Source organism: Amycolatopsis magusensis, from assembly GCF_017875555.1.
Taxonomy (GTDB): domain Bacteria; phylum Actinomycetota; class Actinomycetes; order Mycobacteriales; family Pseudonocardiaceae; genus Amycolatopsis; species Amycolatopsis magusensis.
The window spans coordinates 9,079,294-9,094,075 of sequence record NZ_JAGGMS010000001.1; the positions used below are offsets into that span (position 1 = coordinate 9,079,294).

The 14,782-nt window shown below is 71.1% G+C and carries 15 protein-coding genes; 4 read left to right on the forward strand and 11 right to left on the reverse strand.

The features are described 5' to 3' along the window. Nucleotides 1–4: 4 nt before the first annotated feature. Complete coding sequence (gene ilvN, locus JOM49_RS40915; RefSeq protein WP_113693759.1) at nt 5–511, reverse strand: acetolactate synthase small subunit; 507 nt, start codon at nt 509–511, stop codon at nt 5–7. Further along, entirely contained in the window at nt 508–2,346 is a 1,839-nt protein-coding gene (locus JOM49_RS40920; RefSeq protein ID WP_209670023.1) for an acetolactate synthase large subunit, read from the reverse strand. The genes ilvN and JOM49_RS40920 overlap by 4 nt, the downstream gene beginning before the upstream one ends. Before the next feature lie 288 nt (nt 2,347–2,634). Between JOM49_RS40920 and JOM49_RS40925 the strand changes: the two genes are divergently transcribed. After that, nucleotides 2,635–3,069 carry a PH domain-containing protein gene (locus JOM49_RS40925; RefSeq protein ID WP_209670025.1) on the forward strand — a complete coding sequence of 145 codons (435 nt, stop codon included), beginning with the start codon at nt 2,635–2,637 and terminating at the stop codon, nt 3,067–3,069. 95 nt (nt 3,070–3,164) lie between these two features. Further along, nucleotides 3,165–5,009, forward strand: coding sequence for a dihydroxy-acid dehydratase (gene ilvD / locus JOM49_RS40930; protein WP_209670027.1), 1,845 nt, complete (start codon nt 3,165–3,167; stop codon nt 5,007–5,009). 61 nt (nt 5,010–5,070) lie between these two features. Here the strand turns inward: ilvD and JOM49_RS40935 are convergent, their stop codons facing one another. Both JOM49_RS40935 and JOM49_RS40940 read right to left on the reverse strand, forming a co-directional pair. Continuing rightward, entirely contained in the window at nt 5,071–5,652 is a 582-nt protein-coding gene (locus tag JOM49_RS40935; RefSeq protein WP_372444240.1) for a DoxX family protein, read from the reverse strand. Nucleotides 5,653–5,823: 171 nt separating this feature from the next. Continuing rightward, complete coding sequence (locus JOM49_RS40940) at nt 5,824–6,732, reverse strand: 2-hydroxyacid dehydrogenase (RefSeq protein WP_209670031.1); 909 nt, start codon at nt 6,730–6,732, stop codon at nt 5,824–5,826. 69 nt (nt 6,733–6,801) lie between these two features. Here JOM49_RS40940 and JOM49_RS40945 point away from each other — a divergent pair, with 69 nt between their 5' ends. Continuing rightward, nucleotides 6,802–7,998, forward strand: a complete 1,197-nt coding sequence (locus JOM49_RS40945) for a PQQ-dependent sugar dehydrogenase (protein ID WP_209670033.1) — start codon at nt 6,802–6,804, stop codon at nt 7,996–7,998. A 9-nt stretch (nt 7,999–8,007) separates the two neighbouring features. Here the strand turns inward: JOM49_RS40945 and JOM49_RS40950 are convergent, their stop codons facing one another. From JOM49_RS40950 to gatC, 6 genes are read right to left on the reverse strand one after another with little or no spacing between them, the layout of a single operon-like run. Beyond that, nucleotides 8,008–8,760, reverse strand: coding sequence for a cupin domain-containing protein (locus JOM49_RS40950; protein ID WP_209670035.1), 753 nt, complete (start codon nt 8,758–8,760; stop codon nt 8,008–8,010). A gap of 24 nt (nt 8,761–8,784) precedes the next feature. Beyond that, nucleotides 8,785–9,282, reverse strand: coding sequence for a hypothetical protein (locus tag JOM49_RS40955; RefSeq protein ID WP_209670037.1), 498 nt, complete (start codon nt 9,280–9,282; stop codon nt 8,785–8,787). Next, nucleotides 9,279–10,784 (reverse strand): Asp-tRNA(Asn)/Glu-tRNA(Gln) amidotransferase subunit GatB, encoded by a 1,506-nt coding sequence (gatB, locus tag JOM49_RS40960; RefSeq protein ID WP_209670039.1) that lies wholly within the window; start codon nt 10,782–10,784, stop codon nt 9,279–9,281. Before gatB ends, JOM49_RS40955 begins: the two co-directional genes overlap by 4 nt. After that, nucleotides 10,781–10,984 carry a hypothetical protein gene (locus tag JOM49_RS40965; protein WP_209670041.1) on the reverse strand — a complete coding sequence of 68 codons (204 nt, stop codon included), beginning with the start codon at nt 10,982–10,984 and terminating at the stop codon, nt 10,781–10,783. Before JOM49_RS40965 ends, gatB begins: the two co-directional genes overlap by 4 nt. Continuing rightward, entirely contained in the window at nt 10,981–12,495 is a 1,515-nt protein-coding gene (gene gatA, locus JOM49_RS40970) for an Asp-tRNA(Asn)/Glu-tRNA(Gln) amidotransferase subunit GatA (protein WP_209670043.1), read from the reverse strand. Before gatA ends, JOM49_RS40965 begins: the two co-directional genes overlap by 4 nt. Before the next feature lie 2 nt (nt 12,496–12,497). Beyond that, nucleotides 12,498–12,794 (reverse strand): Asp-tRNA(Asn)/Glu-tRNA(Gln) amidotransferase subunit GatC, encoded by a 297-nt coding sequence (gatC, locus tag JOM49_RS40975; RefSeq protein WP_113693768.1) that lies wholly within the window; start codon nt 12,792–12,794, stop codon nt 12,498–12,500. 218 nt (nt 12,795–13,012) lie between these two features. Here gatC and JOM49_RS40980 point away from each other — a divergent pair, with 218 nt between their 5' ends. Beyond that, on the forward strand, nt 13,013–13,666 hold the full coding sequence (locus JOM49_RS40980; protein WP_209670045.1) for an ACT domain-containing protein: 654 nt from the start codon (nt 13,013–13,015) through the stop codon (nt 13,664–13,666). A 159-nt stretch (nt 13,667–13,825) separates the two neighbouring features. Here the strand turns inward: JOM49_RS40980 and JOM49_RS40985 are convergent, their stop codons facing one another. Beyond that, nucleotides 13,826–14,755, reverse strand: a complete 930-nt coding sequence (locus JOM49_RS40985) for a TIGR03621 family F420-dependent LLM class oxidoreductase (RefSeq protein WP_209670047.1) — start codon at nt 14,753–14,755, stop codon at nt 13,826–13,828. Nucleotides 14,756–14,782 lie beyond the last annotated feature (27 nt).

The window sequence follows — 14,782 nt, forward strand, 5'->3', positions numbered from 1 at the left end:
TTCTTTAACGAGTGCTTGTTGCGGTGATGGAACGCGGACCGCGGCCGACGGCGACCATGCCCGACTGCACGAGTTCCCGCACGCCGTACGGCTCGAGCATGCGCAGCAGCGCACCGATCTTGTCGCTGGTGCCGGTGGCTTCGACGGTCAGCGACTCCGGGGAGACGTCCACCACCTTGGCCCGGAACAACTGCACGGTCTCGAGCACCTGGCTGCGCACGGTGGCGTCGGCCCGGACCTTGACCAGCAGCAGTTCGCGGCGGACCGCGGTGGACGGTTCGAGCTCCACGATCTTGATGACGTTGACCAGCTTGTTGAGCTGCTTGGTGACCTGTTCGAGCGGTAACTCGTCGACGGCCACCACGATCGTCATCCTGGACACCTCCGGGTTCTCCGTGGGTCCGACGGCGAGGGACTCGATGTTGAAGCCCCGGCGGGAGAACAACCCGGAAACCCGGGCGAGCACACCGGGCACGTTCTCCACGAGAACGCTCAGCGTGTGGTTGGTCATTGCGAAACCTCGTCGTCGTCGAAGAGCGGGCGGATGCCGCGCGCGGCCATGATCTCGTCGTTGCCGGTGCCCGCGGCCACCATCGGCCACACCTGCGCGTCCTTGCCGACCACGAAGTCGATCACCACCGGGCGGTCGTTGATCTCCATCGCGCGCTGGATCACCCGGTCGACCTCCTCCTTGGTCTCGCAGCGGAGGCCGGCGCAGCCGAGCGCCTCGGCGAGCAGGGTGAAGTCGGGGATGCGGTGCTTGTGCGTACCGAGATCGGTGTTCGAGTACCGCTCCGAGTAGAAGAGGTTCTGCCACTGGCGGACCATGCCGAGGTTGCCGTTGTTGATCACCGCGACCTTGATCGGCGCGCCCTCGATGGCGCAGGTGGCCAGTTCCTGGTTGGTCATCTGGAAGCAGCCGTCGCCGTCGATGGCCCAGACCTGCTTGTCCGGCACGCCGAACTTCGCGCCCATCGCGGCGGGCACGGCGAAGCCCATGGTGCCGAGGCCGCCGGAGTTGATCCAGGTGGCTGGCTTCTCGTACTTGATGAACTGCGCGGCCCACATCTGGTGCTGGCCGACGCCCGCGGTGTAGACCGCGTCCGGGCCGACGAGCTCGCCGATCCGCTCGATCACGTACTGCGGCGACAGCGTGCCGTCGCTTGGCCACTCGTACCCGGCCGGGAAGGTGTCGCGCCACGAGTCGATCTGCGTCCACCACGCGCTGAGGTCGGGCTTGTCGTTCTCCGCGCGCACGGCGGCGATGAGCTCGTTGATGATCTCCGCGCAGTCGCCGACGATCGGCACGTCCGCCTTGCGGTTCTTGGAGATCTCCGCCGGGTCGATGTCGGCGTGCACCACGGTGGCGTCCGGCGCGAACGAGGACAGCTGACCGGTGACGCGGTCGTCGAAGCGGGCACCCAGCGCGATCATCAGGTCCGCGCGCTGCATCGCGGCCACCGCAGCGACCGAACCGTGCATGCCCGGCATGCCCAGGTGCTGGCGGTGCGAGTCCGGGAAGGCACCGCGCGCCATCAGCGTGGTGACCACCGGGATGCCGGTGGTTTCGGCGAGCTCGAGCAACTGCTTCGACGCCTGGGCCTTGATCACCCCGCCACCGACGTAGAGCACCGGGCGGCGCGAGCGCGCGATCAGCTTGGCGGCTTCGCGGACCTGCTTGCCGTGCGGGCGCAGCGTGGGCCGGTAGCCGGGCAGGCGCATCTCCGGCGGCCAGCTGAAGGAGGTGGTCTCCTGCAGCACGTCCTTGGGGATGTCGACCAGGACCGGGCCGGGACGGCCGGTGGACGCGAGGTGGAAGGCCTCGGCGATCACCCGCGGGATGTCCACCGGGTTGGTGACCAGGAAGTTGTGCTTGGTGATCGGCATGGTGATGCCGCAGATGTCGGCTTCCTGGAAGGCGTCGGTGCCGATCAGCGCGCGGGACTGCTGCCCGGTGATGGCGACCACCGGCACCGAGTCCATGTTCGCGTCCGCCAGCGGGGTGACCAGGTTCGTCGCACCCGGGCCCGAGGTGGCCATGCACACCCCGACCTTGCCGGTGGCCTGCGCGTACCCGGTGGCCGCGTGCCCGGCGCCCTGCTCGTGCCGGACCAGCACGTGGCGCACCTTCGTCGAGTCGAGCAGCGGGTCGTAGGCCGGGAGGATGGTCCCGCCGGGGATGCCGAACACCACCTCCGCGCCGACGGCCTCGAGCGAGCGCACGAGGGACTGGGCCCCGGTCACCCGGACCGGGGTGCCGGCCGGCGGGGTGGGCTTCGGACGGTGCCCGGGCACTGCGGCGGGCGGCCCGGCGTTCGTTTCCGATCGCGAGGTGGCGCTAGTCATCGGTTCTGCCTCGTGGGTGTCGGTGTCACTCATTCGGGTGGCAAACGGGGCTGGGGCAACAAAAAACCCCCGCCGACCGATAAAGGTCGCACGAGGGTCGCGCGTCGACGCAGCGGGCTCTCCCTAAGCGTCGACGCGCTGAGGAAGTACGAGGCCGGTCTGCGGTGTCACGGCACGGACGTTAATCCTTCGGCGGCGGGGGTGTCAACTCTGCGGGATGGCGTGTCCGGATGCTGGGAGGCCGGACCCCGCTCGGAGGCGGGTCCGCGAGCGGTGCACCATCTGGGGGTGGCCGAAGAAACACCGCAGGACAACGCCCCCTCCGCCGCGCCGAGTGCCCCGAAGGCGATCTTCCGGGTACCCGCCACGGGGATACTGGCCGTGCTCTTCCTCGCGGTCTGTGTGACCCCGGTCGCATTCTCCCTGCCCGGCCTGCAGCTGCTCTACCTCCTCCCGCTGGGCATCGGCGCCTGGGTGGTCCGCACGCGCACCACCGCGGACGCGGACGGGCTCACCGTGCGGACCCTGTTCGGCAAGCGCGTGCTGCCGTGGGAATCGCTCAAAGGCCTTTCCCTGACCGAGAAGTCGAAGGTGGTCGCGGTGCTCGGCGACGACACGAAGGTCGCGCTGCCCGCCGTGCGCACCCGGCACCTGCCGGTGCTCAGCCTGGTCAGCGGCGGACGGCTCGCGGACCCCAGCGGGCAGCTCGCCGAAGAGGAGTAATCTCGGGCGTACCGCACCCGGCATGGCCCTGTGGCGCGTACCCGCGCCTGGGCCGCACTCCTGAGTTTTTTTCGAGCACAAGTTATGGAGGAGCCGTGCCCCCACTGCGCTCCCGCACCACCACCCACGGCCGCAACGCCGCGGGTGCCCGGTCCCTGTGGCGTGCCACCGGGATGACCGACAGCGACTTCGGCAAGCCGATCGTCGCGATCGCCAACTCCTACACCCAGTTCGTGCCGGGGCACGTCCACCTCAAGGACCTCGGCGAGATCGTGGCCGAGGCCGTCGCCGAAGCCGGCGGGGTCGCCCGCGAGTTCCACACGATCGCGGTGGACGACGGCATCGCCATGGGCCACAGCGGCATGCTCTACTCGCTGCCGTCGCGCGAGATCATCGCCGACTCGGTGGAGTACATGGTCAACGCGCACCAGGCCGACGCGCTGGTGTGCATCTCCAACTGCGACAAGATCACCCCGGGCATGCTCAACGCCGCGATGCGGCTGAACATCCCGGTGGTCTTCGTCTCCGGCGGTCCGATGGAAGCCGGGAAGGCCGTGGTCGTCGGCGATGTGGCGCACCCCTCGTCGGACCTGATCACCACCATCTCCGCCTCGGCCAACGCGGCGGTGGACGAGCAGTCGCTGTCCGAGGTCGAGCGCTCGGCCTGTCCGACCTGCGGTTCCTGCTCGGGCATGTTCACCGCGAACTCGATGAACTGCCTCACCGAGGCGCTCGGGCTTTCCCTGCCGGGCAACGGTTCCACGCTGGCCACGCACGCGGCGCGCCGGGAGCTGTTCGCCGACGCGGGCCGCACCGTGGTCGAGCTGTGCAAGCGCTGGTACGGCGAGGACGACGAAACCGCCCTGCCGCGCACGATCGCCAACAAGAAGGCGTTCGAGAACGCGATGGCGCTGGACATGGCGATGGGCGGCTCGACGAACACCGTGCTGCACGTGCTCGCCGCCGCGCAGGAGGGCGAGATCGACTTCACCATCGACGACATCGACGCGATCGGGCGGCGCGTGCCGTGCCTGTCGAAGGTGGCGCCGAACTCCGACTACCACATGGAGGACGTGCACCGGGCCGGTGGCATCCCGGCCATCCTCGGCGAGCTGTGGCGCGGCGGGCTGCTCAACGAGGACGTCACCTCGGTGCACACGCCCACGCTGGCCGAGTGGCTGTCCACTTGGGACATCCGGGCCGAGTCGCCGTCCGAGCGCGCGGTGGAGCTGTACCACGCGGCACCGGGCGGGGTGCGCACCACGAAGGCGTTCTCCACCTCGAACCGCTGGTCCTCTTTGGACACCGACGCGGCGAACGGCTGCATCCACGACGTCGAGCACGCCCACACCGCCGACGGCGGGCTGGCCATCCTGCGCGGCAACCTCGCCGAGAACGGCGCGGTGATCAAGTCCGCGGGCATCGACGAGTCGCTGTGGCGCTTCCAGGGCCCGGCGCGGGTGGTGGAGAGCCAGGAGGAGGCCGTGTCGGTCATCCTCGGCAAGAAGATCCAGGCCGGTGAGGTGCTGGTGGTCCGCTACGAAGGACCGGCCGGTGGTCCCGGCATGCAGGAGATGCTGCACCCGACGGCGTTCCTGAAGGGTTCGGGACTCGGCAAGAAGTGCGCGCTGATCACCGACGGCCGGTTCTCGGGTGGTTCGTCGGGCATCTCGGTCGGGCACATCTCGCCGGAGGCCGCGGCGGGCGGCACGATCGGCCTGGTGCAGGACGGCGACGAGATCCTGCTGGACGTCCGGGAGCGACGGCTCGAGCTGCTGGTCGACGCCGACGTGCTGGCCGAGCGGCGGGCGAAGATGGAGGCGAGCGAACGGCCGTGGCAGCCGGTGGACCGGCAGCGGCCGGTGACCAGCGCCCTGCGTGCCTACGCCCGCATGGCCACCTCCGCCGACACCGGCGCCGTCCGCGACCCGAACCGCTGATTGCTATGAGTGGGGCATTACTAGCGTTCATTGCTAGTAATGCCCCACTCATAGCATTGATCTAGCGGCACAGGGTGAGGACGAGGACCACGCCGGCGGTGGCGGCGAGCAGGCCGAAGATGGCGAACGGCATGGGCTTGCGCCGCCACGGGGTGTTGACGTCGAGCGCGATGCGGCCCGAGCCGGTGAACAGCAGCGCCAGCGCGGAGGCGGCCAGCAGCAGCTCGAACTCGAAGCCCTTGCCCGCCGCGCTGAAGAAGCCGCCGCCGAACTTGACGTAGACGATGCTCGCGGTGACCCCGAGCAGGGCCGACGCGCCGATCGGGGTGAACAGCCCCAGCACCAGCAGCACCCCGCCGACCACCTCGCTCAGCGCGGTGATCCACGACAGCAGGGTGAACTGGCCGGTGAAGCCCAGTTGCTGCAGGTAGCGCGCGAAACCGTCGATGCCCGGCCCGCCGAACGAGCCGAACAGCTTCTGCAGCCCGTGCGCGCCCATCGTGCCGCCCAGCACCAGCCGCAGGACCAGCAGCCCGAAGTCCAGGCCGCCGTGCCAGCGGGTGCTGGTGTCCCGGACCGGCTTGTCCTCGACCTCGTCGATCAGGCTGGTCTGCGTGGTCGGGTAGGCGCTGTCGTCGAACAGGCTGCCCCCGCCGGTGCCGCTCGGCCGGTAGTCGTCATCGTGAGTGCTCACGCGCGCAGGGTAAGGGATACCGCTGTCCGGCGCAGCCCCCACGCACCAACGGACCAGGGTCTAGCCGCTGTCCGGTAAGTCACGGTCGCGCTCTCCGCGCCCAGACTCACCGGACAGCGCCTAGTACTCGCCGTGCACCAGGTTGTCCGGTAGTTCCCCGCTGGCGTACCGGCCGATCTCGGTGGCCGCGACGGCGTACGAACGCGCCCGCGAGCCCCGCGCGGAGCCGGCCACGTGCGGGGTCAGCAGCACCCCGGGAATCGTCCACAGTGGATGGTCCGGCGGCAGCGGTTCCGGGTCCACCACGTCGAGCGCGGCCCGCAGGCGGCCGGTGGCCAGCTCCGCGACCAGCGCATCGGTGTCGGCGACCGCCCCGCGTGCGACGTTGACCAGCACCGCGCCGTCCCGCATCGAGGCGAGGAAGGCCGCGTCGACCATGCCCCGCGTGCGGGAGGTCAGGGGCACCATCAGCACCACCACGTCGTGTTGCGGCAGCAGCTCGGGCAGCTCGTCGACGCCCGAAACGCCTTCGCGGGCGGTCAGCCCGACCATGGTCACGTGCGTGTCGAACGGCTCGAGCCGCCGCCGCAGCTGCCGTCCGAGGTCACCGGCGCCGACGATCAGCACCCGCTTCTCCTGCAGCGTGTCGGTGCTGTGCCGGTTCCACACCCGCGCGGCCTGGTCGGCGCCGAACCGGCCCAGTTCCCGGTAGGTGGACAGCAACGCGGCAACCACCCATTCGGCCGTAGCCCCGCCGTGGGCCCCGCGGCAGGTGGACAGCAGCACGTCCGAGGGCACCACCGGGATCCAGTCCTCGGCACCCGCTGACAGCAACTGGATGAGTTTCAGCTTCGGCAGCTTCGGCAGCAGCTCGGGCGCCGAGCGCACCGGCCCCGGGACCAGCACCTCCGCCTCGACGGCCTCCGGCGGCAGTGCCGAACCGGGCGTGTACCGCACGGGTTTCACGCCGGGCACGCGGGAAAGCGCGGTCACCCCGTCTTCGTCGGGCACGAGCACGATGAGCGGCATGATCACCACGTTAGCCGGTCCGGGGCGCTCACCCGAGGTTCACGGGCGGGCGCCTACCCTCTGGAGATCATGCGCACCAGGTCACGCCGGATCGCCCGCTGGCCGCTGGCCCCGCTGGCCTGCGGCCTCCTGTTGCTGTCCGGTTGCGCCGACTTCGACGGCACACCGACCGCCCAGGACTGGAAACCGGCCCCCGAGCTGACCCCGCAGGCCGGGCCGCAGCCGGAACTGCCCGGCGCGGACGGCTCCACGCCGGGTTCGCGCGGCCCGTCCACGCCGCCGACCTCGGTACCGCCGCCCCAGGGCTGCAAGGACTTCGACGAAGCGGTGATCGGCACCTGCATGGACACCGTGGCCGCGGTCACGGCGCTCCCCGGCGGGCAGAACCCGGCTGCGCTGGCCGGTGAGCGCAAGAGCGGCCGCGTCTTCCAGGTGTCCGCGGGCGCGGAGAAGCAGCAGTACGCCGAGCTGGCGGTCGACGCCACCGGCGGCGGCGGGCTGACCGGGCTCACCCTCTCCCCCAGTTTCGCCGAGGACCAGCTGGTCTTCGCCTACGTGACCACGCCGAGCGACAACCGGGTGGTGCGCTTCGCCAAGGGCCAGGAGCCGAAGCCGGTGCTCACCGGCATCCCGCGCGGCGGCAGCGGCAACCAGGGCTCGCTGACCACCGACGGCAACGGCGCGCTGCTGGTCGCCACCGGCAACGCGGGCAACCCGGCGGCCGCCGCCGACCCGAACTCGCTGGCGGGCAAGGTCCTGCGCATCGACACCTCCGGGCAGCCGGCGCAGGGCAACCCGAACCCGTCGTCCGCGGTGCTGGCCAGCGGTCTGACCGCGCCGGGCGGCCTGTGCAAGTCCCCGGACGGCTCACGGCTGTGGGTCACCGACCGCGCCGCCGACAAGGACCTGCTCTACCGGGTCACCGCCGGGCAGCCGCTGACCTCGCCGGCGTGGACGTGGCCGGACAAGCCGGGCGTCGCGGGCTGCGTGGACGGCACCAGCCTGATCATGGTGGCCACCTCGACCGCCGGGAACGTGCAGAACCTGCCGGTCGCCGCGGACGGCTCGATCAGCGGCAAGCCGTCGGCGACGCTGGACGGGGAGAACGGCCGCACCTACGGGCGGCTGGCCGGGATGGAGCAGATCAGCGCCGAACTGGCCGTGGCGGGCACGGTCAACAAGGACGGCGGCCAGCCGGTGTCCAGTGACGACCGCGTGGTGCTCATCGTCATCCAGCCCAGCGCCGCCATCCCCGGCAAGGACTGAGCCGTTCGCTCAGGGCTTCGCGGCGCGGAGGGCGTCGGGGGCGGTGATGCCGGGGAGTTCGTACTCGTCCCGTCGGCCGCACATGCCGTAGCCGCCGTGGCGTGACGGGGTCGCGGCGACCACCGTCGCCTGCGTCAAGTGGCTGCCATCGCCGTCCAGGAGGGCTTTCAGCTGGGCGCCGGTGCGTTCGGCCGCGGCCAGGGCGCCTTCCTGCCAGATCGGCAGCCAGCGTTCCACCTTCGGCGCCACGATCGCCGTCGCCGTGCGGAGGAACTCGCGCATGGGGCTGTCGTCGCCGTCCTGCGAGGCTTCCCGCAGCACCAGGTAACCCTCGACAGCCAGGTCACGGCGTCGCCGAGCCGCCGCGTCCGCCTCCGGGCCTTCCTTCGCGGGCAGAACGGCTGCTTCCGCGTACGCGTCCGGGTCGGCCAGCACGTCCGGCGGGAAGGTGAACACCGCGTCGCCCGCTTCGGGGAGGCCGCTGTTCTGCATCAGCACGGTGATCCGCAGGTTGTCCCGCTGGATCATCCGGTGCACGGTCCCCGGCGTGAACCAGACGATCGAGCCTGCCGACAGGTCGTGCTCCTCGTACCCGGACACGGTCAGCGTCTGCACCGCGCCCAGCCCGCCGGTGACCACATACGCCTCGGTGCAGGTCAGGTGCACGTGCGGGCTCCCGCCGCGCACCCCGTCCTCGGCCAGCCATTCGTAGCAGCTCAAGTGCGAAACCCCGACCGCGCCGGGAAGCGGGACATGCGACATCGCGCGTTCTCCTGCCAGCAGTTCCTACCGCTTGGCGCCATAACGAGCGCGGGCGGCTCGGACGTCGAACACCGAGCCTGCCACGGAAGCCACCGCGGCGGCCAGCCCCAGGAACCGGCCCAGCGCCGGTTCGATCGACACCCCACCGGCCTGCAGCACCCCGCGCTGGTCCTCGCTGAACTGCCAGTCGATCAACCACCAGCCGAGCACCAGCAACAGCAGCGACAACACCGCCACGATCAGCCACAGGTGCGGCAGCCCGTTCACCCGCGCCACCCGCGACTGGCCGAACACCACCGCGGCCACCCCCGCGACGAGCAGCAGGATCGGCGCGGACCAGGCGAAGAAGCCCGAATGCCACGCCGTCCGCACCACGTCACCGGCGGGCAGCTCGCGCAACGCCTCGGCGACCTCGGGATCGGCCGCCCGCAGCGCGGTCCAGGGCAGGAACATGGCCACGAACGCCACGATCCCCGCCCCGAACCCGAGCCACTGCCACCACGGCACCTGCCGGAGACTCAAGCGCCGACGCGTTCCAGGACCAGTTCGCGGACGCGCTTGGCGTCGGCCTGGCCCTTGGTCGCCTTCATCACGTCACCGACGATCTTGCCCGCCGCCTGCACCTTGCCGCCGCGGATCTTCTCCGCGATGTCCGGGTTCGCCGCGAGCGCCTCGTCGACCGCCTGGTACAGCGCCGAGTCGTCCGAGACGACCTTCAGGCCGCGCTTCTCCACGACCTCGTCCGGCTCGCCTTCACCGGCCAGCACCCCGTCGACGACCTCGCGGGCCATCTTGTTCGTCAGCGCGCCTTCGCCGACCAGCGCGATCACCCGCGCCACCTGCGCCGGGCTGATCGCCAGCTCGCCCAGCTCCACGCCGAGCTTGTTGGCCTGCTGGTTCAGGTAGGACACCCACCAGCCACGCGCGTCGGCCGGGCTCGCGCCCTGGTCGACGGTCGCCGCGATCAGGTCCACCGCACCGGCGTTGATCAGGTCGCGCAGTTCGGCGTCGGTCAGGTCCCACTCGGTCTGCACGCGCTTGCGCCGCTCCCACGGCAGCTCCGGCATGGTGCCGCGCAGTTCCTCGACCCACTCGCGGGACGGCGCGATCGGCACCAGGTCGGGCTCCGGGAAGTACCGGTAGTCCTCGGCGGTCTCCTTGGTGCGACCCGGCGAGGTGGTGCCGTCGGCCTCCTGGAAGTGCCGCGTCTCCTGGGTGATCGAACCGCCGTCGACCAGGATCGCCGCCTGGCGCGTCATCTCGTAGCGCACCGCGCGCTCGACGCTGCGCAGGGAGTTGACGTTCTTGGTCTCGGTGCGCGTGCCGAACTCGGTCGCGTCCTTGGCCATCAGCGAGACGTTGGCGTCGCAGCGCAGCGAACCCTGGTCCATCCGGACGTCGGAGACGTTCAGCGCGCGCAACAGGTCCCGCAGCGCGGTGACGTAGGCGCGGGCGACCTCGGGCGCGCGCTCCCCCGTGCCGGTGATCGGCTTGGTGACGATCTCGATCAGGGGCACGCCGGCGCGGTTGTAGTCGAGCAGCGAGTGCTCGGCGCCATGAATTCGACCTGTCCGCCCTCCTACATGCAGCGACTTGCCGGTGTCCTCCTCCATGTGCGCGCGCTCGATCTCGATGCGCACGACCTCGCCGTCGTCGAGGGTGACGTCGAGGTAGCCGTTGAAGGCGATCGGCTCGTCGTACTGCGAGGTCTGGAAGTTCTTCGGCATGTCCGGGTAGAAGTAGTTCTTCCTGGCGAACCGGCACCACTGCGCGATCTCGCAGTTGAGCGCCAGGCCGATCCGGATCGCGCCTTCCACCGCCAGGCCGTTGACCACCGGCAGCGCGCCGGGCAGGCCGAGGCAGGTCGGGCAGACGTGCGTGTTGGGCTCGCCGCCGAAGCGGTTCTCGCAGCCGCAGAACATCTTGGTCTTCGTGGACAGCTCCACGTGGACCTCGAGGCCGAGCACCGGGTCGAAGCGCTCGAGCACCTCGGCGTAGTCCATGGTTTCCGCCACGGCCGTCACTTCTTGCCGCCCTTCCGCAGCGTGCGCACCGCCAGCAGGGCACCGGTCACGGCCACCACGGCGCTCGCCGCGGCGTTGACCATGGTCAGCTTGTCCCCGTTCTCCCGCGCCGTGCGGACGCCGGAGAAGGCGCTGGTGGCGCTGGCCGCCGCGGTGCCGAGCGAGATCAAGCCGCGGACCTGGTTCTTCTTCTTGCTCATTTCGCTGCCTCCAGTTCCGGAACGCGGTGCACCAAGGAGCCGCCGGCCGCCGCGTCGCGCGCGACCTCGTAGGCGGCGCCGACCCGGTAGAGCCGGTCGTCGGCCAGCGACGGGGCCATGATCTGCAGCCCGACCGGCAGACCGTCCTCTTCGGACAGTCCACTCGGGATGCTCATGGCGGCGTTGCCCGCCAGGTTCGACGGGATCGTGCACAGATCGGCGAGGTACATCGCCATCGGGTCGCCGGTGCGCTCGCCGATCTTGAACGCCGTGGTCGGCGTCGTCGGGCTGACCAGCACGTCCACCTGCTGGAAGGCGGCCTCGAAGTCGCGGGTGATCAGCGTGCGGACCTTCTGCGCCGAGCCGTAGTAGGCGTCGTAGTACCCGGCCGACAACGCGTAGGTGCCGAGCATGATGCGCCGCTTGACCTCGGGACCGAACCCGGCCTCGCGGGTCAGCGACATGACCTCTTCGGCGCTGTGCGTGCCGTCGTCGGCCACGCGCAGGCCGTACCGCATGGCGTCGAAGCGGGCCAGGTTCGAGGAGGCCTCGCTCGGCGCGATCAGGTAGTAGGCGGGCAGCGCCAGGGTGAAGTTCGGGCAGGAGACCTCGACGACCTCGGCCCCGAGCGCCCGCAGCTGCTCGACCGCGGCTTCGAAGGACCGCAGCACCCCCGACTGGTACCCGTCGCCGGAGAACTCCTTGACCACGCCGACGCGCACGCCCTTGAGGTCACCGTTGAGGCCCTCGCGGGCGGCGGCGACCACCGGCGGCACCGGGGCGTCGATGGAGGTGGAGTCGAGCGGGTCGTGCCCGGCGATGACCTCGTGCAGCAGCGCCGCGTCGAGCACGTTGCGCGCGCAGGGACCGGCCTGGTCCAACGAGGAGGAGAAGGCGACCAGCCCGTAGCGGGAGACACCGCCGTAGGTGGGCTTCACGCCGACGGTGCCGGTGACCGCGCCCGGCTGGCGGATCGAGCCGCCGGTGTCGGTGCCGATGGCCAGCGCCGCTTCGAAACCGGCGATCGCGGCGGAGGACCCGCCGCCGGAGCCGCCGGGGATGCGGTCGTGCGCCCACGGGTTGCGGGTCGGGCCGAAGGCGGAGTTCTCGGTGGAGGAGCCCATCGCGAACTCGTCCATGTTGGTCTTGCCGAGGATCACCACGCCCGCTTCGCGGAGCTTGCGGGTGACGGTGGCGTCGTACGGCGGCAGCCAGCCCTCGAGCGTGCGCGACCCGCAGGTGGTCGGCAGGCCCTTGGTGGTCAGCACGTCCTTCAGCGCGAGCGGGACACCGGCCAGCGGCGAGGCCTGGCGGCCCTCGGCGGTCTCGGCGTCGACCGCGCGGGCGGCGGCCAGCGCGCCCTCGGTGTCGACGTGCAGGAACGCGTGCAGCGACCCGTCGACCTCGGCGATCCGGTCCAGGTGGGCCTGGGTGACCTCGACCGCGGAGACCTCACGGGACTTGATCTTGTCCGCCAGTTCGGCGGCGGTGAGCCTGGTCAGCTCGGACATGCTTACTCCTCCCCCAGGATGCGCGGCACGCGGAAGCGGCCGTCTTCGGCGGCCGGCGCCCCGGCCAGCGCCTGTTCCTGCGCGAGGCTGGGCCGGACCACGTCCTCGCGGAAGACGTTGGTCAGCGGCACGGCGTGCGAGGTGGGCGGGACGTCCTGGTCGGCGACGACGCCCACCTTGGCCACGGCGTCCAGGATCTGGTCGAGCTGGCCGGCGAAGGTGGCCAGCTCCTCGTCGGTGACGGCCAGCCTGGCGAGCTTGGCCAGGTGTGCGACCTCGTCGCGGGAAATGTTGGGCACGCGGGTGACTCTCCGTGGCTCTGCGGGTGGGCAGGTCGGTTCTTCCGAGGTCGCCAGTCTATGGCGGCGCGCCCGGGAGACTCGACTGGGTTATCGCACGCCCGTGGCGTCCCGCGACCCGGACGGCGAATCCCCATCGTCATCTCCGTCTGCCACAATCGGCGCCCGGCACCTGCGTGGACGGCGAGGCTCCGCGCCCGGCGTGAGAGGGGTTCGCTGTGTCGTTCCTGATCCGGGTCCAGCTCCCGGACAGCCCAGGGACGCTCGGCGCGGTGGCCACCGCACTGGGCACGGTCGGGGCCGACATCCTCAGCGTGGACGTGGTCGAGCGCACGAACGGCGTGGCCATCGACGACCTGGTCGTGGAGCTGCCCACCGGGAGCCTGCCCGACGCGCTGATCACCGCCGCGGAGAGCGTGGAGGGCGTCGAGGTCGACGCCGTGCGCCCGTACGCGGGGGTGCTCGACACGCACCGTGAACTGGAGCTCGTCGAGGAGATCGCGGCGACGCCGAAGACCGGGCTGGACCTGCTGGCCGAGGGCGTGCCGCGGATCATCCGCTCGGGCTGGGCCATCGTGGTCACCCCATCCGGCGATTCCCTCCAGCGGCTCGCGTCCTCCGCGGCCGCCCCGGAGGCCCCGATCACCGACCTGCCGTGGCTGCCGCTCGAACGGGCGACGGTCCTCGACAGCGAGGCGGCGTGGATCCCGGAGACGTGGAAGGAACTGGGGACGGAGCTGGCGGCCACCCCGCTGGGCAAGCCGGACCGGGCCCTGCTCGTGGGCCGCCCCGGCGGCCCGATGTTCCGAGCCGCCGAAGTCGCGCGCCTGGCCCACCTGGCCGGCATCGTCGCCGTCGTCCTGGACGGCTGAATTCTTCTTCACTCGCCTGGGTGACTTTCGCTTCGCTGAGTTGTGCCGTGAATGTGGCTTTCACGGCGGATTCGGCCGTGAAAGCCATATTCACGGCATGGGCCGAGCCTCCATGGCCACGGCTGGGTGACCGCGGTCCGCTGACGGGGAGTGGTCGCCTCAGGCGAAGCGCAGGGTGGCGGCGATGGGGGCGAAGGTGTGCATGTGCTGGTCCGAGACGACGTGGTAGCTCAGGCCGTACGCCGCGCGGCGGTGTTCGAGTTCGTCGGCGATGCGGGCGGGCGACCCGAGGACGCGCGAAGGCATGGTCAGGACGAAGTCGGCGGCGGAGGCGCCCCAGCCCCGTTCGAGGGCGGTGCGTTCGGCGGCGGACCGGTGGTCGTCGGTGATTTCGAACGACAGGATCTGGCTCAGTTCGACATCGCGGCCTGACTCGCGCACCCACGAGACCTTGCGCAGCATGGTCTCCGGGGAGCGTTCCGACATCGCGTCCGAGATGGAGCCGCCGGGCAGGGCGATGGGCAGGACGCCGACCACGTCCGCGAGCCGCCCGGCCAGGCGGAGCATGCGTTTGCCCCCGGCGCCGACCAGCAGCGGCGGCCGTGGCGCCGGCGGGTGCACGGACAGCTCCCGCACCCGGTAGTGCGCACCCGAGTAGGTCAGTTCCTTCCCGCTCAGCAGGCCGTCGAGCACCTCGAGCGACTCCGCCAGCCGTGAGACGCGGGTGCCGGCGGGGTCGAACGGCAGGCCGGCGCGGTCGTACTCGTCCAGCAGCCACCCCGCGCCGAGGCCCAGTTCGAACCGGCCGCCGGACAGGTGCTGCAGGGTCGCGGCCTCCTTCGCCAGCAGCACCGGGTGCCGGTAGTCGTTGGACAGCACCAGCGTGCCCACCCGGAGCCGCGTGGTCGCCGCGGCGACGGCGGTCAGCGCGAGCATCGGCGACAGCTGGTCGCCGAACGGCTCGGTGACGAAGTGGTCCCGCAGCAACAGGGACGAATACCCGAGCCGCTCGGCCTCCTTCGCCGTCTCGATCAGCTGCGCCCCATCGCGCACGGACTCCGCCACCACGCCGAACCGGAACTCCCGCATGCCCCGATCTTCGACCAGCTACTCCGC